General features: G+C 39.4%; 24 protein-coding genes. 23 read left to right on the top strand and 1 reads right to left on the bottom strand.

The features are described 5' to 3' along the window. Window position 1: 1 nt before the first annotated feature. A complete protein-coding gene (locus NT010_03145) occupies window positions 2–1,558 on the bottom strand; it encodes a radical SAM protein (protein ID MCX5805055.1) in 1,557 nt (518 codons plus the stop codon). Window positions 1,559–2,223: 665 nt separating this feature from the next. Here NT010_03145 and NT010_03140 point away from each other — a divergent pair. The 23 genes from NT010_03140 (at window position 2,224) to NT010_03030 (ending at window position 24,815) form a co-directional block, all read left to right on the top strand. Further along, entirely contained in the window at window positions 2,224–2,796 is a 573-nt protein-coding gene (locus NT010_03140; GenBank protein MCX5805054.1) for a D-sedoheptulose 7-phosphate isomerase, read from the top strand. Beyond that, on the top strand, window positions 2,789–3,349 hold the full coding sequence (locus NT010_03135; GenBank protein MCX5805053.1) for an HAD family hydrolase: 561 nt from the start codon (window positions 2,789–2,791) through the stop codon (window positions 3,347–3,349). Before NT010_03140 ends, NT010_03135 begins: the two co-directional genes overlap by 8 nt. A gap of 1 nt (window position 3,350) precedes the next feature. Then, entirely contained in the window at window positions 3,351–4,865 is a 1,515-nt protein-coding gene (locus NT010_03130; protein ID MCX5805052.1) for a PfkB family carbohydrate kinase, read from the top strand. A gap of 12 nt (window positions 4,866–4,877) precedes the next feature. After that, window positions 4,878–5,939 carry a nucleotidyltransferase family protein gene (locus NT010_03125; GenBank protein ID MCX5805051.1) on the top strand — a complete coding sequence of 354 codons (1,062 nt, stop codon included), beginning with the start codon at window positions 4,878–4,880 and terminating at the stop codon, window positions 5,937–5,939. A 42-nt stretch (window positions 5,940–5,981) separates the two neighbouring features. After that, window positions 5,982–6,569 carry an SIS domain-containing protein gene (locus NT010_03120; GenBank protein MCX5805050.1) on the top strand — a complete coding sequence of 196 codons (588 nt, stop codon included), beginning with the start codon at window positions 5,982–5,984 and terminating at the stop codon, window positions 6,567–6,569. Then, window positions 6,570–7,556, top strand: a complete 987-nt coding sequence (locus tag NT010_03115) for a GDP-mannose 4,6-dehydratase (protein MCX5805049.1) — start codon at window positions 6,570–6,572, stop codon at window positions 7,554–7,556. A gap of 14 nt (window positions 7,557–7,570) precedes the next feature. Beyond that, entirely contained in the window at window positions 7,571–8,515 is a 945-nt protein-coding gene (locus NT010_03110) for an SDR family oxidoreductase (GenBank protein MCX5805048.1), read from the top strand. Then, window positions 8,499–9,491 carry a thiamine pyrophosphate-dependent dehydrogenase E1 component subunit alpha gene (locus tag NT010_03105; protein ID MCX5805047.1) on the top strand — a complete coding sequence of 331 codons (993 nt, stop codon included), beginning with the start codon at window positions 8,499–8,501 and terminating at the stop codon, window positions 9,489–9,491. The genes NT010_03110 and NT010_03105 overlap by 17 nt, the downstream gene beginning before the upstream one ends. Window positions 9,492–9,525: 34 nt before the next feature. After that, a complete protein-coding gene (locus tag NT010_03100) occupies window positions 9,526–10,584 on the top strand; it encodes an alpha-ketoacid dehydrogenase subunit beta (protein MCX5805046.1) in 1,059 nt (352 codons plus the stop codon). A gap of 93 nt (window positions 10,585–10,677) precedes the next feature. Next, window positions 10,678–11,490, top strand: coding sequence for an SDR family oxidoreductase (locus NT010_03095; protein ID MCX5805045.1), 813 nt, complete (start codon window positions 10,678–10,680; stop codon window positions 11,488–11,490). Window positions 11,491–11,524: 34 nt separating this feature from the next. After that, window positions 11,525–11,659, top strand: a complete 135-nt coding sequence (locus NT010_03090; GenBank protein ID MCX5805044.1) for a hypothetical protein — start codon at window positions 11,525–11,527, stop codon at window positions 11,657–11,659. Between the two features lie 63 nt (window positions 11,660–11,722). Next, window positions 11,723–13,516: a thiamine pyrophosphate-binding protein gene (locus NT010_03085; protein ID MCX5805043.1), complete on the top strand. Its 1,794-nt coding sequence runs from the start codon at window positions 11,723–11,725 to the stop codon at window positions 13,514–13,516. 52 nt (window positions 13,517–13,568) lie between these two features. Further along, a complete protein-coding gene (locus tag NT010_03080; GenBank protein MCX5805042.1) occupies window positions 13,569–14,576 on the top strand; it encodes a putative sugar O-methyltransferase in 1,008 nt (335 codons plus the stop codon). Window positions 14,577–14,582: 6 nt separating this feature from the next. Then, window positions 14,583–15,239: a class I SAM-dependent methyltransferase gene (locus NT010_03075; GenBank protein ID MCX5805041.1), complete on the top strand. Its 657-nt coding sequence runs from the start codon at window positions 14,583–14,585 to the stop codon at window positions 15,237–15,239. A gap of 6 nt (window positions 15,240–15,245) precedes the next feature. After that, entirely contained in the window at window positions 15,246–16,289 is a 1,044-nt protein-coding gene (locus tag NT010_03070) for a zinc-binding dehydrogenase (GenBank protein MCX5805040.1), read from the top strand. A 31-nt stretch (window positions 16,290–16,320) separates the two neighbouring features. Beyond that, window positions 16,321–17,196, top strand: coding sequence for a class I SAM-dependent methyltransferase (locus NT010_03065; protein ID MCX5805039.1), 876 nt, complete (start codon window positions 16,321–16,323; stop codon window positions 17,194–17,196). Window positions 17,197–17,441: 245 nt separating this feature from the next. Further along, window positions 17,442–18,629, top strand: a complete 1,188-nt coding sequence (locus tag NT010_03060) for a hypothetical protein (GenBank protein ID MCX5805038.1) — start codon at window positions 17,442–17,444, stop codon at window positions 18,627–18,629. A 28-nt stretch (window positions 18,630–18,657) separates the two neighbouring features. Beyond that, window positions 18,658–19,716, top strand: coding sequence for a hypothetical protein (locus tag NT010_03055; GenBank protein MCX5805037.1), 1,059 nt, complete (start codon window positions 18,658–18,660; stop codon window positions 19,714–19,716). A 104-nt stretch (window positions 19,717–19,820) separates the two neighbouring features. Next, a complete protein-coding gene (locus tag NT010_03050) occupies window positions 19,821–21,209 on the top strand; it encodes a radical SAM protein (GenBank protein MCX5805036.1) in 1,389 nt (462 codons plus the stop codon). 148 nt (window positions 21,210–21,357) lie between these two features. Beyond that, entirely contained in the window at window positions 21,358–22,206 is an 849-nt protein-coding gene (locus tag NT010_03045; protein MCX5805035.1) for an N-acetylneuraminate synthase family protein, read from the top strand. A gap of 6 nt (window positions 22,207–22,212) precedes the next feature. Next, window positions 22,213–22,905 carry an acylneuraminate cytidylyltransferase family protein gene (locus tag NT010_03040; GenBank protein MCX5805034.1) on the top strand — a complete coding sequence of 231 codons (693 nt, stop codon included), beginning with the start codon at window positions 22,213–22,215 and terminating at the stop codon, window positions 22,903–22,905. 35 nt (window positions 22,906–22,940) lie between these two features. Beyond that, window positions 22,941–23,930 (top strand): aminotransferase class IV, encoded by a 990-nt coding sequence (locus NT010_03035; protein ID MCX5805033.1) that lies wholly within the window; start codon window positions 22,941–22,943, stop codon window positions 23,928–23,930. Between the two features lie 84 nt (window positions 23,931–24,014). Beyond that, window positions 24,015–24,815: a radical SAM/SPASM domain-containing protein gene (locus NT010_03030; GenBank protein MCX5805032.1), complete on the top strand. Its 801-nt coding sequence runs from the start codon at window positions 24,015–24,017 to the stop codon at window positions 24,813–24,815. Window positions 24,816–24,817 lie beyond the last annotated feature (2 nt).

Below are 24,817 nucleotides of genomic sequence, written 5' to 3'. Positions count from 1 at the left end.
TTTATCTCCCTTGTTTTGTTTTTGAAACCATTTCAGCACGGCAAAAGTCTCTGAAGTTGTTTACTCCGATAAAAAATTCGCGCATCATAAGAACCCAGTAATATTGTCCTTTTTTGGTCAGGAATAAAGTATTACCCGACTTTTTTAAACCGCCGACAAATCTGAAGAAGAGGATTTCGGACCAAAGATATCGGTTAGCATTTACTTTATTCCTGATACTTAACTGTTTAATATCAAGGCTCAGACCAAAAAGTTTCATCAGGAAGTCATAACATAACCTCTCTTTAATGGAAAAAACTCTTTTTCCGGTAATGGGCAGCATACCCCTGTCCACCTGATCGATATAGGTTCTTATATCGAAGGTATTTGCATAAGCAACTCCCCCCAGATAACCAATAGAGCCGCTTCCGATACCTGCATATTCTTCGTAGTGGACAACGTATTCGTCAATTACTGGGGCTTGCGTCGCCCCCTCCACTGGCAAAGCCGTCGGAGCCTTCCCTTCCCGCTCACCGTGTGAGCTATTTATCGCGCTGACGTTTTGTGTGTTGGCTTGCGTCGCCCCCTCCTTATTTTCCGTATGCATGAGGGATGTCCGTTCACTTATGTTCGCTGGGATGTCCGCTTGCGCCTGGACGTAAATGCCTTCTCGTCCTACGTCCGAAGGAGCCGGGTACCCACAAAAGTGGGTGTTGACTGTACGTCCTACGTCCCTCGGATGAACTGGAGCCTCCCCCGGCATCCTTTCTTTTTTCGAAAAACACCATGCTGTACTTGCTACATAGTGGACAGAGAGCATCTCAATTATTTTAAAATAGAGCTGGTTGCCTTTTTCGTAGTTTACAACCCCCAGCTTTTTGCTCATTACATCCTTTGTATAAGAAGAGACCATCAAAGGGTAGTATGTTACCTGATCTACACCCAGTCCGATGAGAGTTGACAGGTCATTTTCAAGGATCTCCATCGTCTGTGTGGGAAAATTGAATATCATATCTACATTGAGTGTGTTAAATATACCCTGTGTATATTTCAACCTGTCAGCTATCTCCTCACTGCTCCCGTATTTATGATAACGCTCCAGTGCCTTCAGGATGCCGTTATCAAAGGTTTGTACGCCCACAGAAAGTCTGTTTACCCCCATTCCCTTTAAATGTTCAATATTATTACTTGTAAGGTGGTTAGGGTTTGTCTCAACGGATATTTCAGAAATATGATAATTTTCCTTTATTAAATTGATAGTTTCATCAAGTTCATCAATAAGGACAGTGGGGGTTCCCCCTCCTACATAAAGAGCCCGGAAATCGTACCCCAGCTTCTTGTACATAAGAATTTCTTTGCGTAAAGCACGGTAATATTCACGTGCAAGCCCCTCCTGGAAGACTACACGATTAAAGGAGCAGTATGGGCAGAGTTCTTCACAGAAAGGCACATGCATGTAGAGCAGGGTCGGGGCATCAGCTGACGTCGGATGCATGTCCAGTGAGGTTGAAGGGATAAACTGCAGGTAATCTGCATTTTTTTTCCGCGAGATGTAGGTAATTAAGTTTTCAATCATCATAAGAACAATAAGTTTATTGTACAATAGCCGACATTGTCAAAGCATTAAGAAAAAATCAGCAGAAATTGACTGTTTGCGGATATAGTACCGGGACATGTTTTAAGAATCCACAAGATATGGAAGACGAAGAAGATGCGCAAGATAAAGCGGAAAGGTACATCTGGCTTGACACGACAAAACACTTGTAATACAAGGCTGGAAGTGATATATAGCACAGATACCGGGGGTTTTTAAGTAGGACAAAACAGCTATAAAATATTGATTTTCAACCCCGGTTGTTTTAAATTATTTTTTTATTGAGATGGCTCTCGATACGAAAATTACTTTAATATTATTATGTTATGACAATTTATAACGGCGGTAGCTTACCTTTTCAGCTCAATATCATTAATCACCGGTCAGAATTAATCAGATATGCGGATGCATTAATCTTTCAAAGAGATACGAAGTATATACGGTCTTGTACAATGTGCAAGCAACTTATAATGCCGGCAAGACAGACCATATATATAACAATCCGCACTTAACAGTAGCAAGATTGTTTTATCTTATGGTAATTTTTAGGATTCCTGCAAGCTTATCAATTTTGGAAGTTTGAAATACAGGAAAAGCAGGTCCGCAACAAGCGGTTAATAAATCTTTTTACAGATAAAGAGTTTATCAACATGGAAATTATTAAAGATACGATCCGGACAACAATAGAAAATTTACAGAGAATAATTGCTGACCACGACACTGTCAGTCGAATTCATGAAACTGCCCGGATAATAATCAGTGCAATAAAATCTGGCAACAAACTCATGATTTGCGGCAACGGTGGAAGTGCGGCAGATGCTCAGCATATTGCAGGTGAATTTGTATGCAGGTTTTATAATGACAGGGAACCCTTCCCTGCTATAGCCCTTACAACCGATACATCGGTAATTACAGCTATATCCAACGACTATTCCTATGACCAAATTTTCAGCCGTCAGGTAAGAGCCCTTGGCAAACCGGGTGATGTCCTGCTTGGTATTAGTACAAGCGGCAGTTCTGGCAATGTCCTGGAAGCATTCAAGGCCGGCCGGTTAATAGGAATAAAGACCGTACTTCTAACTGGCGAAATAGAAAATACCATTGCAGCACACAGCGATATGGTCATAAAAGCTCCATCAACTGACACGCCTCGCATCCAGGAGATGCACCTTGTGATTGAGCATATCATTTGCAAAATAGTAGAGAAAGAAATCTTTGGGTAAAATAAATGCTATCTTTTTAGATCGGGATGGGACAATCATCCATGATGTAGGTTATCCGAAAGATCCGAAACAAGTTGAATTGCTTCCTGGAGTTATTGAAGCCTTAAAAAGCTTAAAGAAGCACAGATTTAAATTAATTGTAGTCAGCAATCAGTCCGGTATAGGGAGGGGTATATTGACCCTTAACGAGGTGGAACAGGTAAACGAGCACATTGTTTCTATTTTAGAGAAAAATGGAATATCAATCGATGCTACTTACTATTGCCCTCATGCCCCCGAAGAACAGTGTTCTTGTCGCAAACCATCACCGGAAATGCTTTTACTTGCTGCAAAAGCGTTAGATATTGATGTTACCCATTCTTTTATGGTCGGTGATAAGGAAAGTGATATTGAAGCTGGCAAGCGGGCTGGATGTGGAACTATTTTGTTGGAAAATAATTCTGTTTTAAATAACTTTGTTCCGATGCCGGACTTTATAGCTTCAAACTGGTCAGAAGCATTGTTATATATTTTGGGTAAATCTCCTGACAATGTCGAAAGGGAGTTATTATAATTTGAAACTTCTTAAACTTAAAGAACTTGCAAATAGAATCCAGGCTTTAAAGTCTGAAGGAAAAAGAATAGTCCACTGTCATGGAATTTTTGACATTCTACACATTGGCCATATTCGTTATCTGGAACAGGCAAAAAAGATGGGAGATATTTTAATTGTTACTATAACCCCTGACCGCTATGTAAACAGGGGTCCCGGAAGACCAGTGTTTAACGAATTGCTACGTTCTGAAATGGTTGCTTCGCTACACTTTGCAGACTATGTAGCAATTAATAAATGGCCAACGGCGGTTGAGACTATTAGACTTTTAAAACCTGATATTTATGCAAGAGGTGCTGATTTTAAGAATCGTCCTCCTGATAATTCAGGAAATAGCAGAAAAGAAGAAGAGGCAATCCGAGAAGTCGGGGGAAACCTTGCATATACCGATGATGTGCATTTTAGCTCTACTGATTTGATAAATCGTTACTTAAATACTATATCGGATGAGGTTGAAGAATATTTGAGTGTTTTTCGCCAACGATATAGCAAGGAACAAGTTTTGCAAACTATCAACAACATGGTTGACCTCAGGGTTCTTGTTGTTGGCGATACCATTCTCGATGAGTACCAGTATTGTGAAGTCATAGGGAAGTCGTCAAAAGACCCGGTTCTTGCTCTTAAGTACCAATCGCATGATCTTTTTGCTGGTGGTGTGCTTGCTGTTGCCAACCATGTTGCGAACTTTGCCAAGTCAGTAAAGCTTGTCACTTTAATAGGCGAAAAAGACAGCCACGAGGATTTTATTCGTTCACAGCTTCGGTCGAATATCGATCCATATTTTGTAACGCAGGATAACGCCCCTACTTTAATCAAACGGCGGTTCATTGAAGGATATTCTCTTAATAAACTTTTTGAAGTTTATGTAATGGACAGTTCCGGACTTAATACTGAAAAAGATAATCAATTATGCATGTGGGTTCAGGAACAGGCACAAAATTACGATCTTGTTATCGCAGCCGATTTTGGACATGGTGCAATAAGTGAAAATTTAGTTAAAACTCTTGCAGACCACTCCCCGTTTCTTGCGGTAAATACCCAGGCAAACGCCGGAAATAGGGGATTTCATACAATTTCGCGATATCCTCGTACTGATTATGCCTGTATAGCTGAACATGAAATAAGGCTTGAGACAAGGACCATTAACGGTGATTTGAAGCCAATGATAGAGCATATTGCTCAAAATCTAAGTTGCAGACAGTTTGTAGTAACAAGAGGCCGCGAAGGTGCATTAGTCAGGAATCCTACGGGTGATTTTATCGAAGTTCCATCGTTTGCACAAAACATCGTTGACCGTGTAGGGGCTGGAGATGCCTTTTTTGCGGTTACTTCTCTTGCTGCTGCTCAGCTTGCACCAGCAGAAATAATAGGGTTTATTGGAAATGCCGTCGGTTCTTTAGCTGTTGAGATTGTTGGTAATAAAAAGTCCATTGATAGGCAGAGTACACAAAAATATATTTCGCATCTACTCCGATAAGTAATTATTTTAATGAAAAGTATCTTACTAACAGCAGGCTTTGGAAGCCGTTTGAGACCCTTAACTAATGTTTTACCAAAATGCCTGTTGCCTATTAACGGCAGACCTCTTTTGGAATATTGGTTTTCTATGCTTAGAGATGCAGGAATCATTTCTATGCTGATGAATTTGCATTATCTTGCAGATGCTATGAGGGAATGGGTAATGCTTACCGAATATGCACACAATATAAAAATGGTTTATGAAGAAGAGTTGCTTGGCACAGGAGGTACCCTTTTAAGAAACCGGGATTTTGTGGGCAATGAACCTGTTATGCTTGTTCATGCCGATAACCTTTGTTTGACGGATATTCAGAGGTACATTGCCGCACACGCTAATCGTCCCAAAGGAACGGAGATAACGATGATGACGTTCAATACCCCTACACCGGAAACTTGTGGAATTGTAGAGATTGATGATTCCGGCATAGTTCGGGCCTTTCACGAAAAAGTTGCCGACCCACCCGGGAATCTTGCCAATGCCGCTGTTTACATTATAGAACCTGCTGTGATAGATTTTCTTGCATCTTTGAATAAACCATTAGTTGACTTCAGCACTGAAGTTCTTCCTCATTATGTTGAAACGGGTAAAGTTTATACGTACCATAATCAGATTTATCACAGAGATATCGGGAATATGGGTAGTTATCTGGCTGCTCAGATAGAATTTCCACAGTCTGCAACTTCTAAAGAAACAAATAATGCCTGGTCATTAATATGCAGACGAAATTCAAACAAACTTGATGATAAAATTATTTCTGCCCTTTCGTCCACTTTGAATGCGGAATTGGTTGACGTAGACAAGTTGTTACAAAACAAGAAGAACAAATCAGTTAACAGAGCAAAGATCTGCATAATGTATTGTTCAGATGCTGGAAAGCATTTAGAGCCTGTCACCAGAATGATTGAAAACGAAAAATTGTTAACTTCCAATATTCTTATTTTTTTTAAAAAAGTTCCCACTAATTTTTCTTCCCGTACATTATACGAAAAAACGGGCTTGAGAAGTATAGCTCTCTACTCCAACGACAATTGAATTACGTATTCCGATTCTATTTTTAAAAAGGAGCAATGCCCAATGTGGCTAAACAACATTGATGAAATTAGAAGGTGTTTGGGATCACTTATTGTAACTGACTGCAACGTTAACAATATTGATGCTGATAAAGCGTTTGATATCTTTACTGATTTGGCTATTCAAGCCAGAGATGAGCGAAAAACAATTTTTCTTGTCGGCAATGGCGCCAGCGCATCTATGGCCAGTCACATTGCTGCTGACTTAGCGAAAAATGCCGATATTCATACAGAAGTTTTTACCGATCTATCGCTTATAACTGCCATAGCAAATGATATATCTTTTGATGAAGTGTTTGCTGAGCCATTAAAAAAACGTCTTGCTCAGGGAGATATTCTGGTGGAGATCAGTAGTTCAGGCAAATCACAGAACATTTTACGTGCAGCTGAAATAACGAAACAATATGGCGGTAAAGTCATTACGTTATCGGCAATGGATGCTGATAACCCTCTTCGCAAAACAGGTGATCTCAATTTCTATGTGCCTGCTGCAACATACGGAATGGCTGAAACCTGTCATGCGGCAATCCTTCATCACTGGATTGACAGAGTTACCTTATTTAAAAAAACAACAAGTAGAGGGCTAAAATAGATGGAAAAAATTGTAGTAATAGGCAGCAACTCATTTTCAGGCTCTCATTTTGTTGATTTTGCCCTTGTAGAAGGTGTTGAAGTTATCGGTATAAGTCGTTCTCCTGAATTGCACCCTGTTTTTCTTCCCTATAAAAAAAGACAAAATGCTTCATTTAAATTTTATCAATTGGACCTCAACCACGATCTTCTCAGTATTATGAAAATTATTGAGGAAAACAAACCCGAATATATTATCAATTTTGCCTCACAGAGTATGGTTGCGGAAAGCTGGCAGAATCCCGAACATTGGTTTCAAACCAACGTTGTTGCCACTATTAAATTTCATGATAAATTAAGACACTGTGGTTTTCTTAAAAAATATGTTCATATTTCCACCCCTGAAGTTTATGGAACATGCGAAGGGGTTGTAAAGGAAAATACAAATTATACCCCAAGTACTCCTTACGCTGTTTCACGCGCAGCCGCTGATATGAGTCTAATGAGCTTTCAAAAGGCATATAACTTTCCTGTAGTGTTTACAAGGGCAGCAAACGTCTATGGTCCGGGACAACAATTATATAGGATTATCCCCAGGACTATTCTGTTTTTTTTAATTGGTAAAAAACTCCAGCTTCATGGCGGTGGAGAATCGATACGTTCCTTTATCCACATAAGAGACGTGGCAGATGGCACGCTCCGGGTTACGAGACAAGCTTCACCTGGAGAAATCTTTCATTTTTCTACAACTCGAAACATCTCCATCAGGTCTCTTGTCGAGATAATTGCCACCCAACTTGGCTTGTCTTTTGCCGATCATGTCGAAGTAGTGGGGGAGCGCCTCGGCAAGGATGCGGCATATTTGCTTGATAGCACAAAAGCCAGGACTTTGTTTGGCTGGAGGGATCAAATCAGTCTTGAACAAGGCATAGAAGAAACGATTGCCTGGGTTCGAGATAATCTGGAAGTTTTACAGCAGCAGGCATTTAATTATATTCATAAACAATAAATAAGGAGCAATAAATGAAAATTCTTGTGACCGGTGGGTGCGGTTATGTGGGATCGGTGTTGGTTCCCAAGCTGCTTAATCTTGGGCATGAAGTAACTGTTTACGATATTATGTGGTTTGGGAATTTTCTGAAAGAACACAAAAATTTGAAAATTATCCGGGGCGACATTCGAAACATTGACGCTGTGCCGATGTCGGGAATTGACGGCATCATACACCTTGCCAATATAGCCAATGATCCCTGTGGAGACTTAAATGCAAAGCTTTCATGGGAAGTAAATGTTTTAGCCACGATGGGTTTGGTAGAAAAGGCTATTTCACATAACGTGAAGCAATTTGTTCTATCAAGTTCTGGTAGCGTATATGGTGTTAAGGATGATCCGCAGGTAACTGAAGACCTTCCTTTGGTGCCAATTTCCGATTACAACAAAACCAAAATGATCAGCGAACGGGTGCTATTGAGTTATAAAGATAAAATTGCAATTCATATTGTTCGTCCTGCTACCATATGCGGCTATTCCCCGAGGATGCGCCTTGACCTCTCTGTTAATATGCTCACAATACAAGCATTAGCAAACGGAAGAATAACAGTTTTCGGTGGAGATCAAACGAGGCCAAACATACATATCCAGGACATTACTGACGTATTCATTCATTTCCTCAATCTTGGCGACAAAGCAACGGGTATATATAATGCCGGTTTCGAAAATATTTCCATTTTGGACATTGCCCACATGGCGGCACAATTAATCCCCGCCGAAATCATCGTGAGTGAATCAAACGATCCACGTTCATACCGGCTCAATGCAGACAAGCTATTGAGCACCGGTTTTAAACCAAAACACAAAGTTATTGATGCAATGCGTGAAATTATTGATGCATTTAATTCCGGCAAACTTCATGATGAAGACAATTGGTATAATATTAGAGCAATGAAACAGCTTGACAATCTGGAATAAAGGTAAACCTATAGACATGGAATTAAAGAAAAAGATGTATTTTGATATGCTGCGGATTAGAATGGTCGAGGAAGCCATTGCTAAACACTACTCTGAACAGGAAATGCGTTGCCCTGTTCACTTATGCATCGGGCAGGAAGCTGTTGCCGTTGGCGTTTGCGCTAATCTGTCAAAAGAAGATTATGTAATGAGCAACCATCGTTCACACGGTCATTACCTTGCGAAAGGCGGAAATTTGAAAGCCATGCTTGCAGAAATATATGGAAAAGCAACGGGATGTTCAAAAGGCAAGGGCGGGTCTATGCATCTTGTCGATCTTTCAGCTAATTTTGTTGGCGCCACCCCGATAGTAAGCAGCAGCATTCCTGTTGCGGTAGGCCTTGCCTTTGGCACAATTTTAAAGGAAAAACGTAGTATAACTGCTGTATTTTTCGGTGATGCAGCCACAGAAGAAGGAGTCTTCTGTGAGAGTCTGAATTTTGCATCATTGAAAAAGCTGCCAATAGTTTTTATCTGTGAAAACAATTTCTATTCTGTCTATTCCCCGCTTTTCGTTCGCCAACCGCCTGAGAGAGATAATTTATCCATTGTAAGAGCCTATGGTGTAGCAGGAGAGAAAGGTGACGGCAATGATGTTCTTGACGTCTATACTCTCGCACAGAGGGCAATCGCACACATAAATCAGGGATTGGGGCCATATTATCTTCAGTTTGACACATATCGGTGGCGTGAACATTGCGGTCCCAATTATGACAATGATCTTGGATACCGGGCAGAGGATGAGTTTACCACATGGCAAGGCCGTTGCCCGATAAAACATATTGAAGAATCTCTTAAAAATGAAGGAATTATCTCTGACTCTGAAGTAAAGGAAATGGTGAAAAGAATTCATGAAGAAATCAGTGAAGCTTTTGACTTTGCCAAATCCAGCCCCTTTCCAGACCCTAAAAGCGCATTTGCAGAAGTATATGCTTAAAGGAGAAATGCGAAATGAATAAGAGTGATTTAATTTGGATAGAATAATCACATATGCACAAGCTATTTTAGAAGCTACCGAACAATGTATGGCAGCAGATTCGTCAGTTTACATCATGGGGCTTGGGGTGCCTGATCCAAAAGGAATTTTTGGTACAACCCTTGGTCTCAAGGAGAAATTTGGGGATAACAGAGTGTGTGACATGCCTGTATCTGAGAATGGTATGACAGGTGTGGCAATTGGTTCGGCCATTGTAGGTATGAGGCCTATAATGACACATCAACGTGTAGACTTCATGCTTCTTTCGCTTGACCAGATTATCAACAATGCAGCAAAATGGCATTATATGTTCGGCGGGAAAATGAAAGTGCCGCTTACGATACGCCTCCTTGTTGGCCGTGGCTGGGGGCAGGGACCGCAGCATTCTCAAAGTCTGCAAGCGTTGTTTGCCCACATCCCAGGGCTTAAGGTTGTAATGCCTGCAACGCCATATGATGCGAAAGGGCTGATGGTAGCAGCGGTGGAAGATGATAATCCGGTAATCTACATAGAGCATAGATGGCTTCACGGAACATTCGGCTATGTTCCTGAGGAGAAATATGCGAGTACCATGGGGGCGAGATTGATGCGAGTAGGGACGGATCTGACAATCGTCTCATCATCTCTCATGACGCTCGAGGCACTCAAGGCAGCGAATGTGCTTTCAGAGCAAGGAATAGAGGTAGAATTGGTTGACTTGCGGACCATAAAGCCACTCGACGAAAAGACGGTCCTCGATTCAATCGATAAAACAGGCCGTTTGCTGGTTGTAGACGGTGCATGGCAGAGTTTTGGGGTGTCTGCGGAGATAATGGCAATGGTTTCAGAGAAGGCATTCGATTCTTTAAAATGTGCGCCCAAGCGTATTGCTTTTGCTGATGTCCCCACACCTACCAGCTTTGCTTTAACCAACCACTATTACCCACGGGCTATTGATATTGTGAATACTGCAAGGAAGATGCTGAAAATGTCGGAGGTAACTGAGGAAGAGGCAGGAATATGCCACCAAGCTCCTCTTGACGTCCCTGATCTGTCATTCACCGGGCCTTTCTAAACTGTTCCAATGAAAAGGATCTGAATTATAAGCTGTAAATATAACCAGATTTATTTGAATTCTATTTTAAGTAACTTTCTGGAAATCTAATCAATGAGCAAAACCGTTTTTATCCTTGGCGCAAGTAGCGATATTGGCAAAGCACTTGTGGAATACTATGTAGACGATGGGTATAATGTGTTTGGCACCTACCGCAACATAGATCATGTAAAGCACTTATTTACAAGAGATCATATTCACCTATTTCCTTGTGATATTAGCAAGAAACAGGAAGTTGCCACTATGACTATGCAATATCAAGCATTTTTGAAACCATGGGAGATTTTTATCTCTTGCATAGGGAATATGGAACCCATCGGTAGTTTTTTTAAGTCTGACTTTGATATGTGGGAAGCATCCGCGATAAGCAATACCACTGCTCAGCTTCGTGTCCTTCATTCGTTCTATCCCTTGAGAGAAACCAGCAGAATGTCTAATATTGTTTTTTTTGCCGGTGGTGGAACCAATGGTCCATTTCGGAACTACTCGGCTTACTGTGCATCTAAAATTTTTCTCATAAAAATGTGTGAACTTCTGGATGACGAAAACCCTGATTTAAATATATTCATTATCGGTCCTGGATGGGTAAGGACAAAAATCCATGAACAAACAATCAATAATCCTTCTGGAGCACAAGAAAATTATGAAAAAACGCTTTCCTTTCTCAGTTCAACACAACAGGAAACTTCCGTACGAGAAATCTATGATTTTGTCAACTGGTGTATTCAGCAAGGGAAAGAAACTGTTGGTGGTCGGAATTTCTCTATCGTACATGACGCATGGAGAAACGGTGGTAAGGAACTTATCTGCAAACTCAGGGATGATTATAATGCATTCAAGCTAAGACGGTTTAGAAACAGCGATTGAAAAAATTCAGGTAATTCTGAGAAAAAGAGCGCATATGGCAGCAAATAAGATCGATACTAAATCAGCAAAAAAATGTTATCGGGAGGGCACTGATTATCAGTTTGAAACTCCTGAGGCAACGTTGGGTCCCTGGACATCAAGGTTGACGGAGCTTTTTCACAGGATTTAGCAATATGTGTCATTGTATTTGGTTGTTAGGTGTTTGAGTTCGTCGGGAATTTTAAAATCATTGATGAAAGTATCAGACTACATAGCGAAGTTTCTATTTAAACAAGGCATCAAACACGTATTTGTAGTAAATGGCGGCGCATCTGCGCACTTGATTGATTCTATTGCAAAAAAAGATGGCATGAATTATATATGTGCACAGCATGAGCAAGCAGGTGCTATGGCAGCAGATGCTTACTCAAGAGTTACTGGTAATTTGGGCGCTGCAATTGCAACCAGTGGACCAGGCGCCACAAATATGTTAACCGGTGTTTGTGGTGCTTATTATGATTCCGTGCCCGTAATTTACATTACCGGTCAAGTTGCAAGATTTAGAATGAAAGGGAACCTGGGTGTTCGCCAGATCGGGTTTCAAGAAACAGATACAGTCGATATTTTTAGACATGTTACGAAATATGCTGTCTGCATAAAGGATCCGACCAATATTAGGTACGAATTGGAGAAGGCATGTTATTTGGCGAAGTCTGGAAGGCCCGGGCCTGTATTGATAGACATCCCTGACGATGTTCAAAGGGAACAGGTCGACCCAAACAAATTAGTAAGTTTTATCCCCGAACAAGCATTAGACGATAGCGATTATATAAAGAAGCAAGTAGATTTGTGCGTTCGGCTACTACACAATGCCAAAAGGCCAATAATTGTTTTAGGTTGGGGAATCCGACTTGCAAAAGCAGAAAAAGAGACAGAAGAATTGATAAGTAATCTTGGTTTTCCCGTTGTTACAACTTGGGCTGTTGCTGATTTATTGCCAATATACCATCCATTGTCGGTTGGTACTTTCGGAACTCATGGAACAAGATATGCTAATTTTGCGGTACAGAATGCTGATTTAATATTCTCGATAGGCTCCCGGTTAGACACCAAAGCAACGGGAAGTCCAATGACAAGTTTTGCAAGGGCAGCTAAAAAAATTATTTTGGACATAGACCGCTCTGAATTGTCAAAATTTCAAAAATTTAAGATGAAAACTACACTTCTTATTCATTCTGATGCTAAGAAGTTTCTTGGTATGCTCAACCTTAAAAAGGATATTGAAAAAAGCAGTAGAGGTAGACAAATTTCTAACTGGTTAGAGCAGATCAAAATATGGAAACAGAAATACCCCATTTGCACCAGTAAATACTACGCAGAAGAGGAAATAAATCCTTATGTTTTTATCAAAACACTTTCAAATTGCTGTGATAAGGACAGTATCATCGTGGTTGATACAGGTTGCACTCTGGCTTGGACGATGCAGGCCTTTGATTTTAAAAGTAATCAGAGAGTCTATCACGATTGGAATAATACAGCTATGGGATGGGCATTGCCGGCTAGTATCGGAGCATGTTTTGCAAGTGAGCAACGCCAGGTAATCTGTGTGATTGGCGATGGGAGCCTGCAGATGAATATCCAGGAATTATCAACAATTATTTATCACCAGCTGCCCATTAAGATTTTCCTGGTAAACAATAAAGGGTACAGTATGATTCGGCAAACGCAGGATCAGTGGTTCGATTCTGGCTATGAAGCATCTACCACTGAAAGCGGGTTAGCGTTTCCCGATTTTGTTAAGATTGCCCAGGCCTACGGATATAAAACAATTACTTTAAATCGCAACAATGAATTGGCCAAAGGCGTGAGAGAGGTTCTCGAAAGCAACGAGGCGTTTTTTTGTAATGTAGAGATTTCTCCGGAGCACAGGGTTGTACCACAGGTGAAATATGGAAGGCCAAATGAGGACATGGAGCCTTTGTTGGAGAGAGAAGAATTTGAAGAGAATATGAGGGTCGTATCGAACGTGTTTTATGATCATGAATAAAAGGAGATATTGATTATGTATAACGGTTTGATTCAAAAAGGAGGTTGGTATTTTGGATATTCTAGAGATTAAGCAAAATATTCTCTCCCTTATCGAATTACAAGAAGCAAAATATTCCCATCACATTACATCACCGAGTAAATTTTGGAAAGATGTACTACAAAAACTTTCATTTATTTTTGATTTTTCTGAAGCAAACCTGAGGAATATAAGGCTCCATACCGGTTTTGGATTCTATCTTGGATCATCTTGGTCCACATGCTACTACGAAGCACAAGAGATATCAAGGGGTATAAAAGAAATAGATAGCTCAAGATTTATTAAAGATTATAAAAAATTAACAGAAAACGTCCCAGTGGCATTCCACTGTTCGGAACTGGATTATAACAATGAGTCCATATCCATTCATTACGGAGATAAATATATTACTGAAGATATTTTACGTGCACAATCTACTGTGTCAAACTTGTTTCAGATTAGAGACACATTTTCATCTTGCTTAGAGATAGGTGCAGGCTATGGGTCATTGGCAAATCAACTTTTAAAACTTTTTCACGTCAAGAAGTACTTTATCGTTGATTTCCCCGAAACGCTGTATTGGAGTATTCTGTGGACAGGCCTCGTCTCACCCGAAAAAAAAATATTATTATTTAATGGAAACAATAATAACGAAATTGAGGATGCAGATGTCATTTTTATTCCACCTTTCTTAATTGATAATTTAAAACTTGAAGTCGACTTAGCTATTAATGAAAATTCCTTCTGTGAGATGACTCAGGAACAGGTTGATTTTTATCTTGATAACAATAATATTAAATTCAATGTATTGTATTCAAATAACCGCGACAGGCAATTTATGAATAATGAGTTGCAGAGTCTAAATTCAGCATTGTCAAAAAGATATATTTTAACGCCTTCCACGGACTTTTACGATAAAATATATCAAAAAGAATACAGTAAACATAACTGTAAATACATTTATTTTTGTAGTAAAAATATTTCGTTGGAAATGATTGATCCATCAAAATTGTGTGGACTATCGATAAGAAAGGAGCATTGAAAAAATATGTCTGAAATAAATCTTATAGCAACACACCCCAAAGCAAATCGAGATTACGACAAACGAGTCCAGGAAAAAACCCCGGAAATTATTCGTATAGCAAAAGAATTCGCGAAGGAATTCTTTGATGGGGATCGTAAATGCGGCTACGGGGGTTACAAGTATGACGGCCGCTGGAGGGCTGTGGCTAACAAGATGAAGGATCATTACCGGTTAGCTGAAGATTGTGCGATCTTAGATATTGGATGTGCAAAAGGTTTCTTGCTTCATGACTTCAAGGAATTGATGCCGCATTGTACTGTTGCAGGAATTGATGTGAGCGAATATGCCATCGAAAATGGTATGGAGTCGGTAAAACCTTTCTTGAAAATTGCAAGTGCAGAGAAACTTCCCTATCCAGATAAAAGTTTTGATCTTGTAATTTCGATCAACTCGATCCATAACCTCCCTATCGAAAGGCTTAAAACTGCCCTTCGTGAGGTGGAACGTGTTTCCCGGGGCCATAGTTATGTTACAGTTGATGCCTGGCGTAACGAAGAAGAAAGAGTAAACCTTTATAAGTGGGTTCTCACTGCAGAAACTATGCTCCATGTGGATGACTGGAAAAAACTTTTCGAAGAAGTGGGTTATACCGGTGATTACTGGTGGTTTATAGCGGATTGAGGAGACATTAGCGTGAAAACCTGTGCCGCAGTTTTATTTGAACTTAACAAACCGCTGAGAATCATTGAAGTCGATATCCCCGAACTATTACCCGGTCAGGTACTTGTCAAAATAGCTTACAGTGGTGTGTGCCACAGTCAATTAATGGAAGCAAGAGGGAAACGGGGTGTTGATTTTTATCTACCTCACATGCTTGGTCATGAAGGATCTGGAGAGGTTGTTGAAGTTGGTAAGGGCGTTAAAAAAGTAAAACCAGGCGATAAAGTGATACTTGGCTGGATCAAAGGCATCGGGATGGATGTACCGGGCACAAAATACACGAAGGACGGGATGACTATTAACGCCGGCGGGGTGACCACTTTCAGCAACTATTCGGTGGTTTCAGAAAATAGATGCATTAAGCTTCCCGATGGTATTCCTATGGACTGCGCGGTATTGTTCGGTTGCGCAATCCCTACTGGTGCGGGTATGGTAATAAATCAGGTTAAACCAAACCAAGGATCATCAGTTGCAATTTTTGGACTTGGAGGCGTAGGTCTCAGTTCGTTGATTGCCATGAATTTATTTAACTGTTCCGTGGTAATTGCCATTGATATTGTAGAACAAAAACTGCAACTTGCCCGTAAGTTTGGTGCTTCACATTTAATTAATGCTGCTAAACAGGATGTTTTGGAAGAAATTGACAATATAACCCAAGGGAAGGGCGTTGATTATAGTGTTGAGACTTCAGGACTTGCGAGTTCTATTGAAACTGCCTTTCAATCTGTAAGAAAGTTTGGGGGGCTTTGTGTCTTCGCGTCTCACCCTGAATTCGGTGATAAAATTAAGCTTGATCCGTATGATTTAATTTGTGGGAAAAGGATAGAAGGAAGCTGGGGAGGATCAAGCAACCCTGACGAAGATATACCTAAATTTGCAGCGTTATATCGGAAAGGCAAACTCCCCCTCGAAGAACTGTTAAGCCAGAAATACAAACTTAATCAAATCAACCAAGCACTTGATGATTTGGAACGTAGCGAAATTATAAGAGCTTTGATTGAATTGTGTTGATAGAGTATATTTAGACAAAAGAGGATGAATTATGGGCATTGCTCGTGCTGTGATTAAATTGCTCATGAGGGAAGGTAAAAGAGAAAACTATTTTGGAAATCTACTAACTATGGGTAGACAGGATGTATATGCAACAAGCCGTAATCTCAAAAAATGGGCATCCGAAATGGATTTTCAATTAAAAAGAGATATAGACATTTCTATGAAAGGCTTAATAACAGATAATGATTTATTTCTTTCGCTTGGTTTTGAGAGCATCGGCAGTATGGATTATAATGATTATGAACAATGTACAATTATACATGATTTAAATAAAGATGTTCCAAACGAATTACATAATAAATATGATTTAATACTTGATAGCGGAACTTCAGAGCATATTTTTAATTTCCCAAAAGTTTTGGAGAATTATAATAAAATGCTAAAGGTTGGGGGAAGGATAATCCATGGTCTACCATCTTCAAATCATGTTGATCATGGATTTTACATGTTTTCGCCAACTGTATTTTATGACTACTATTTGGCTAATAAATGGGATGTAATAGAATCTGTTTTCTTTAAATACTATCGGCAACATGATACAAAATTATGGAAAATCTATAAATATACACCAGGTTGTTTAGATGATTTTTCTTTTGGGGGTCTCAAAGGAATGTATGGAATTTTTTTTATCTTTCGAAAAACAATCAATTCTACCTTTAATGCAGCTGTCCAGCAAGGTTCTTATATAAAGACATGGGAGAATGCTAAAAAAGATAAAATTTCTCACGGACCTGTTAAACTTCTTTTGAAAAATTTTGCAAACAGACTCCCAGAGTGGTTACATCATATATTACGATCATTATATTTTAAAATTACCCAAAAAAGAATACCCAAATTTAACTTAAAACTAATCGCTAAGTATTAGCGATAAACTGCGACAGCCAATGCATGCACAATGAATGAAAGGAAGATACTCTAATTATATCAATAGTAACAAAAATTAGAGCAGTATTCCGTAACTTTGAAGTTGACCGTGCTGTATTATTTAGTTTTCTTTCAAGAATATGGGGACTTTGTGCAGGGCCTGTTACCTCAATTCTTATTGTAATCAATTTTAGCCCAGAGATTCAGGGATATTATTATGCTTTCGGAACGGTTTTAACTCTCCAAATGTTTGTAGAGTTGGGGCTCGGGACTGTTATCTCTCAATTTGCAAGTCATGAATGGTCGCAATTAAGTATAGATAACGCTGGATGTATCATTGGTGATCAAGAGTCGCTTTCAAGGCTGACCAGCATTGCAACCATTGCCGCAAAGTGGTATGCCATTGGGGCTATTATTATTACATTGGGGCTAAGCATAGGTGGATATATTTTCTTTTCAAATTCACCAAAATCGTATGTAGTCTGGGATGGTCCATTGTTCTTATTGAGTTTATTAACCGGGATTAGTGTTTTGCTCGTACCAATTTGGTCGCTCCTTGAAGGTTGCAATCAGGTGTCAAGTCTGTATACATTCAGATTTATTCAAGGGATAGTAACGAGCATTTCTGTTTGGATTGCCATGCTATTTGGTGCTAATTTGTGGGCATTGTCAATCTCAAGTGTAACTGCACTTATTTGTGCTTTGGTGTTTATTAAGAGAAGATACTGGATTTTCTCAAAAACTGTATTTTTTTATCGGATTTCTGGTCCAAAAATAAGCTGGTGTAAAAATATGCTTCCCATGCAATGGCGAATAGCAGTTTCATGGGCAAGCGGGTTTTTTATTTATTCTCTTTTTGTTCCAGTTCTTTTTAGATATCATGGACCAGCAATAGCCGGACAGTTTGGCATGACATGGAGTGTAGTTGGCGTATTGAGCATTGTATCGAGCTCCTGGCTGTCGCCAAAAATTCCACAGTTAGCTATGCTGGTAGCAAGAAAAAAATATGATGAGCTTGACCTTTTATTCTGGAAGGTAACGAAGATAATAATGGTTATAACTGTCATCATGGCTCTTGCAATCTGGTCATTTATCTATATATTAAATAACATAAATTATCCGTTGGCTTCACGATTTGCATTGCGCCTCCTGCCTCCTTTGCCAACAGGCTTACTATTGATAACCCAGGTATTAATGATTTCATCAATTCCTTTTTCTTCATATATGCGCGCGCACAAGCAAGAGCCAATAATGGCATTGTCTGTTCTGGCTGCAATAATGGTAGGTTTGTCTACAGTAATATTGGGTAAATATTATTCAGCGACTGGGATGGCGTTTGGTTACCTGATAGTACATATAGTAATAATCCCTTTTATTTTCTTAATCTGGTATCGGCGCCGGATTGAGTGGCATAGCTGTAATGAGCCGATATAAGAAAGCCTTGAAGAGGCACATTCAAAATATGCCTTTAGGAGAATCCGTCCTGCTTCCAATGGCGAGTTTAATCTACGAACGCATTAGGCGTTCACAGTCATTATTGTATCGTTTAAAAAAATGGGCGGATGAAGAGAAAGAAACCAAATATTTGTTAAAAAGACTGCGCGCGGATGATTTTTCAGAAGTTGTTATTGTATATGATTTGTTAGTTTCGCCTCAAAATTATGGGGTGGTGTTTTATATGGCAATGTTTGCAAAATATTTTTTGATGCGAAGGAAGAAAATAAATTTCGTTATTATAGATTCGGAATTTAGGGATGACTGGGCAGTTTTGAATGAAGCGGAAAAAGTATATTTAATAGAAAGTTTTTTAGAACTCCCAAAAGTATTGCTTGCTGATGGAGCAATGGTTGATATCCACTTAATGTCGTGGAGAGAATTCACTGTCTATGTTGAAAAAAAGAAGACCGCTTTATTTCCTTTTCAAAAAAGAGTTGAAAAGAGAAAATGGTTTTATCCATGTATATTTAATATTATTAATCGCTTAGTTTCACTTGAGGATATAAAATTTATTGACCGCTTCCTCATATACCATAAGGATATTGTCGAAAAATGCAACATTTCTATTCCAGAAAAGCCTTATATCACTTGGAACGCCAGGTATTCCGATAAGTGGTCCACAAACCGAAATTGTAGCGAAAAGGAATTTATTGAGATATATGAATCGTTAAAGAAGTTGTATCCGGAACATTCAGTAATGTTGGTATCTGATCGACTTGGATGTGAATATTTCAAAAGCTTATCAAATAAACATAATGTGAGGCTTTTATTCTCAAAAGACTTTTCGGCAACGTTTATGGGTGATGCTGCCCTAATTCTAGGAGGGGATTATTACTTCCAACTCAGAGGCGGTGGAATCGGTGCGTGTGTTCTTTACTCAAAAACCCCTTATGGATTTATTGCAAACATAGATTATGAGGGTAATGAAAGTGAATGGAGAAAAGGAAAATTGACCCCTTGGGCAACTGACAAACAAAACTTTAAAAAGGGAAACGCAGGTCTTCCATATGATGTTAGGTTTTAAGAGTGCATCCAAGCATTTTACTGCTCTTATCTGGGATTAGAACTTTGATATTGTTTAGAGCGTGATGAAAGCTTTGAGAACAACAAGGAGAGGAGGGCGTAGTAATGAGAATTCTATTGATCGCCTATGATAATGATTCACATATTTCTGTATTTCCGTTAGGTTTGGCATACATAGCATCAGCTTGTAGAAAAGCGGGCCATGATGTAACAATTTATAATCAGGACGTATATCATTGGACAGAATTGCACTTGGTGGAGTTATTGAAAAGAGAGCAGTTTGACATAGTTGGTGTTGGAGTAGTAGGCGGATATTATCAATATCGAAAATTATTAAAGATTTCAGAAGCAATCAATAGGACAAAAAAAAGACCTTTTTATATAATAGGTGGCCATGGGCCATCACCTGAACCTGAGTACTTTCTCAAAAAAACGTCTGCAGACGCTATAATCATAGGCGAAGGGGAAAACACCATTGTAGAGCTCCTGAGTGTTTTGGAAAACAAAGGCAAATTATCTGATGTAAAAGGCATTGCTTTTATGGAACAGGGAAAATGTGTTCAGACAATAAGACGAGAACTTATTGAAGATATTGATGAAATCCCTTATCCTGCATGGGACTTATTCCCTATGGATCATTACGTCTTACTAAGGGAAGAAAACATCAGAAATACAGACCGCTTTTTTGCAGTTTTATCGGGCAGAGGATGTATTTTTAAATGTAATTTTTGCTACAGAATGGATCCAGGATTTAGAGGGAGATCTCCCGAGAGTATCATCGAAGAAATACGGATTCTCAAGAAAGATTACAATATTACTTATATCGATTTCATGGATGAATTATTTATGGTTTCAAAGCAAAGAACAGTTGAATTGTGCAATAGTTTTATAAAAGCAAAATTAAACATACGATGGAGGTGCAGCGGGCGTTTAAATTATGCAAAACCTGAAGTATTAAAATTGATGAAAGAAGCTGGATGCGTCTTTATCAATTATGGGATTGAATCATTAGACCAGAAAATCCTAAAAGTGATGAACAAGGCGCTTACAGTTAAACAGATTCATGCTGGTATAATAAACACCTTAGAGGCCGGTATAAGCCCGGGGTTTAATATAATTTTTGGGAATATAGGTGAAACAGCAGAATCACTAAAGCTTGGCGTTGATTTCTTATTAAAATACGATGATCATGCACAATTAAGAACAATAAGGCCTGTTACTCCATATCCGGGTTCTCCCTTGTATTATTACGCTATTAAGAATGGTCTTTTAAAGGATTGCGAAGATTTTTATCAAAATAAACACGTTAATTCTGATTTACTATCCGTTAATTTTACAAATTTAAGTGATGAAGAATTTCATGCGGTCCTTTATGAGGCAAATACAAAGTTACTTGAAAGTTATTATTCAGCTTTACTAAGTAAATCCTTAGAAAACGCTCGCAAACTTTATTGCGAAAAAGATTCTTCGTTCAGAGGGTTTCGGCCTGTTTGATTGTACAATAATAAGGCTTAGCAAAAGTATTTTGTCAGAATCAATATATGTCCCCGTTGCAAGCGGCAGGGTATCAGAGAAATCATAGGAACCCTGCCTTACCCTGCAGCAAACTTTAGGGGATAATCAAGTTAAAACTGGAGGGCGTATGTCAATATTCATTATTGCTGAAATAGGTATTAACCATAATGGAGACGTAAGTATTGCAAAACAGTTGATTGATGTTGCTAAGGATGCAGGCACTGACGCGGTCAAGTTCCAGAAAAGAACGATTGATCTTGTATATACAAAAGAACTTTTGGATTCACCACGGGAAAGTCCTTGGGGAACCACACAGCGTGCACAGAAAGAGGGTCTTGAGTTCGGTCTTAGCGAGTATAAAGAGATTGATGCATACTGCAAACAAAAAGGGATTGAGTGGTTTGCGTCGGCTTGGGATATTGAGAGCCAGAGATTTTTACGGCAATTTAATCTGAAATATAACAAAATAGCCTCCGCGATGATCATATATGAAGATTTATTAAAAGAGGTTGCTTCGGAGAAGAAGCATACATTTATTTCTACGGGCATGACCGAAATAAAACATATTGACCGTGCTATTGAGATATTCAAAAACGCAGGTTGTCCGTTTGAGCTTATGCATTGTGTTTCTACCTATCCCATGGAAGATGAGGATGCAAATTTGAATTGTATTAAGACACTCAGGGATCGCTATAAATGCGATGTAGGATACAGCGGGCATGAAGTTGGCCTGGCAGTGTCATATGCTGCTGCGGCTCTTGGTATTACATCGCTGGAACGTCATATTACTCTTGATCGTGCCATGTATGGTTCTGATCAGGCCGCTTCAGTTGAACCGTCCGGATTCCGTCAACTTACAGGTGCTGTAAGAAAGATTGAAAAGGCAATGGGGAATGGCAATATTTCTATGAATCATAAAGAAATTAAAATTGCAGAAAAACTAAGGGCACACATTCCATTTGAATCTAATCGGTAGACATTTATGAAAAATATAGTTGCAATTATTTTAGCAAGAGGCGGCTCAAAAGGAATCCCAAAGAAGAATATTATAGATTTTTGCGGGAAGCCCTTAATTGTCTGGACAATTGAACAGCTACAACATTCGACTGGAATCAATTCAATTTGGGTCAGTTCAGACAGCGAAGAGATCCTTGCTGTAAGCCAAGCTTGTGGTACTGAAATCATACACAGACCTGTCAAATTATCTGGAGATTTGGCTACTTCCGAAACAGGCTGGCTCCATGCTCTTGAAATCATAGAAAATAAAATGGGAAAGGTTGATATTGTTATTGCTCCTCAAGTAACTTCGCCTTTGCGAGAATCTCAGGATATAGAACGTGGGATAACTGACTTCCAAGAACAAAATTGCGATTCAATGTTTTCCTGCAGTGTGGCGGAAGACTTATTTTTTTGGGAGAAAATGCCGGACGGGACATTAAGAAGCGTAAACTATGATTACAAAAATAGAAGTCGCCGCCAGGATATTCCAAAACAATATATTGAGAATGGATCTTTTTACATGTTTAAACCGGAGGTTCTTAAGCAGCACAATAATAGATTTGGCGGTAAAATAGGCATCACAAAAATGGATTTCTGGAAAATGTTTGAGATTGACTCGATGGAAGATTTAAAGATGTGTGAAGCCTTGATGGAAGCATTTTTGCTGAATAAATAATAACAAGTTTCTCATAATCGAAAGGTCGTGAAGATATGAATACGAAAAAAAGCCGAGTTGTTTGGTTTAACGGAGAGTTTGTCCCGGAGTCGGAAGCAAGAATATCCATCTACGATTCAGCCCTGATGTTCGGTGATATGGTCTTTGAAATGACAAGATCATTCAATAAAGTGCAGTTCAAACTCAGGGAACATCTGGAGCGTTTGTATGCCTCTATCAAATATGTTCGCATTCCTCTGGAGATGAGTATGGATGAAATGGAAAAACACTGCCACGAAACCATCGAAGCAAATGACCCCTGTTTTCAACTGGATGATGAGCATAGATTGTTGATTGATGTGTCCAGAGGTATCCTTTCCATTTATCAGGGGATTGTAGGTACGCATAAAGGCCCGAATGTTGTTATTGCGGATTTCCCATTGCGCTGGACTGTCGCCGGAATGGGCAAATTGTTCGATACCGGTATTAATGCAGTCATTACTTCGCAACGGGCTATCCCTGCTCAATTACTTGAACCTAAAGTAAAAAACAGAAGCCGCATACACTATCTGATGGCCAACATTGAGGCATCAAATTACGAAGGCGAAAACAACTGGGCACTTTTGCTCGATCCGGATGGATTCGTTGCAGAGGGAACCGGGGACAATTTCTTTATTGTCAAAAATAATATGATTATTACACCTGAACCAAGAAATATACTCAGAGGAATCAGTCGTGCATATATTTTTGAATTGGCTAAGAAGCTGGGCCTGCCTTGTATCGAAAAGAATATCGAACCTTATGATGTTATTACCGCGGACGAGGCATTTATGACGGGCACCCCGTTCTGTATATTGCCCGTATCATCTCTAAACAATATTTCAATTGGAAATGAACCAATGGGAAATATTACACGTCAACTGCTTGATATGTGGAGTAGTGAAGTTGGAGTTAATATAATTGAACAGATAAAAAAATGGGATTCTGAGCGCGACACACAAGCAACGTCGGGTCCGTCGCCTTATTCCTTTAAATCCAAGAGGTAGATGTCTACGCCAAGTGGTTCAACAGAATTAGCGGATTTCATCACACGTCATATCGCTTTATTATACCATTAGAACGAGGGCATAATGGCTAAATATTTTAACGGATTATACTGCATTCATCTGGAATTGACCAGCAGATGCAACAAGGACTGCTGGATGTGCGGCAGAAGAAAGATAGACAGAGAATATCCGGAAATAGCCATGAATTATGGCGAGATGGACTTTGAGCTGGTTAAGAGAATTGCCGAGCAATTACCGGATGGAATTGTTGTTCAATTTCACAATAATGGTGAGCCACTTCTTTATCCCAGATTTGGTGAAGCAGTCAGATTGTTTAAGAATCAGATAAAATGTGTAGATACAAATGCTAAATTGATAGTAGAAAAAGCAGACGATATTATAGATAACCTGGATTCTATTACTATATCTGTCATAGAAAACGATCCTGATGGGGATGAACAGAATGAACTGGTTAAAAAGTTTCTGGAGATCAAAGGCAAGAGAAAGCCTCATATGATTTATAGATGTCTGGGGAAGGTGGATACTGAAAGATGGGAAGAATTAGATGGTATCGTAGCTACCAGGATATTACATAATCCCCTGGGAAGCTTTAAATATCAGAAAAACCCCACCGTACCTGAAGTAGGGATTTGTCTGGAAATATTAAATCATATGGCTATTAACAGACTCGGCGAAGTCTCTATCTGCGTGAGATTTGATCCGAAGAGATTCGGGGTCATTGGAGATGCTGCTTCTACACCTTTGTTGGACATATGGAACGGCTCGAAAAGAAAAGAATGGATTAAACATCATGTAGAGGGAAACAGGAACAAAATCCCTCTATGCAGTAATTGTGATTTCTGGGGAGTACCGACAGGGTTGTAGCG

This window comes from Pseudomonadota bacterium, assembly GCA_026388275.1.
Lineage (GTDB): Bacteria > Desulfobacterota > Syntrophorhabdia > Syntrophorhabdales > Syntrophorhabdaceae > JAPLKB01.
Note: the sequence above shows the minus strand (reverse complement) of the source record. Positions and strands in the feature narration are given on the sequence as shown.

Excerpts from the sequence above, each read along its gene's own strand:
- NT010_03145 (MCX5805055.1), bottom strand. The coding sequence starts at position 1,558 with ATGATGATTGAAAACTTAATTACCTACATCTCGCGGAAAAAAAATGCA.
- NT010_03140 (MCX5805054.1), top strand. The coding sequence starts at position 2,224 with ATGGAAATTATTAAAGATACGATCCGGACAACAATAGAAAATTTACAG.
- NT010_03125 (MCX5805051.1), top strand. The coding sequence starts at position 4,878 with ATGAAAAGTATCTTACTAACAGCAGGCTTTGGAAGCCGTTTGAGACCC.
- NT010_03120 (MCX5805050.1), top strand. The coding sequence starts at position 5,982 with ATGTGGCTAAACAACATTGATGAAATTAGAAGGTGTTTGGGATCACTT.
- NT010_03115 (MCX5805049.1), top strand. The coding sequence starts at position 6,570 with ATGGAAAAAATTGTAGTAATAGGCAGCAACTCATTTTCAGGCTCTCAT.
- NT010_03110 (MCX5805048.1), top strand. The coding sequence starts at position 7,571 with ATGAAAATTCTTGTGACCGGTGGGTGCGGTTATGTGGGATCGGTGTTG.
- NT010_03095 (MCX5805045.1), top strand. The coding sequence starts at position 10,678 with ATGAGCAAAACCGTTTTTATCCTTGGCGCAAGTAGCGATATTGGCAAA.
- NT010_03090 (MCX5805044.1), top strand. The coding sequence starts at position 11,525 with ATGGCAGCAAATAAGATCGATACTAAATCAGCAAAAAAATGTTATCGG.
- NT010_03085 (MCX5805043.1), top strand. The coding sequence starts at position 11,723 with ATGAAAGTATCAGACTACATAGCGAAGTTTCTATTTAAACAAGGCATC.
- NT010_03075 (MCX5805041.1), top strand. The coding sequence starts at position 14,583 with ATGTCTGAAATAAATCTTATAGCAACACACCCCAAAGCAAATCGAGAT.
- NT010_03065 (MCX5805039.1), top strand. The coding sequence starts at position 16,321 with ATGGGCATTGCTCGTGCTGTGATTAAATTGCTCATGAGGGAAGGTAAA.
- NT010_03060 (MCX5805038.1), top strand. The coding sequence starts at position 17,442 with ATGTTTGTAGAGTTGGGGCTCGGGACTGTTATCTCTCAATTTGCAAGT.
- NT010_03055 (MCX5805037.1), top strand. The coding sequence starts at position 18,658 with ATGCCTTTAGGAGAATCCGTCCTGCTTCCAATGGCGAGTTTAATCTAC.
- NT010_03050 (MCX5805036.1), top strand. The coding sequence starts at position 19,821 with ATGAGAATTCTATTGATCGCCTATGATAATGATTCACATATTTCTGTA.
- NT010_03045 (MCX5805035.1), top strand. The coding sequence starts at position 21,358 with ATGTCAATATTCATTATTGCTGAAATAGGTATTAACCATAATGGAGAC.
- NT010_03040 (MCX5805034.1), top strand. The coding sequence starts at position 22,213 with ATGAAAAATATAGTTGCAATTATTTTAGCAAGAGGCGGCTCAAAAGGA.
- NT010_03035 (MCX5805033.1), top strand. The coding sequence starts at position 22,941 with ATGAATACGAAAAAAAGCCGAGTTGTTTGGTTTAACGGAGAGTTTGTC.
- NT010_03030 (MCX5805032.1), top strand. The coding sequence starts at position 24,015 with ATGGCTAAATATTTTAACGGATTATACTGCATTCATCTGGAATTGACC.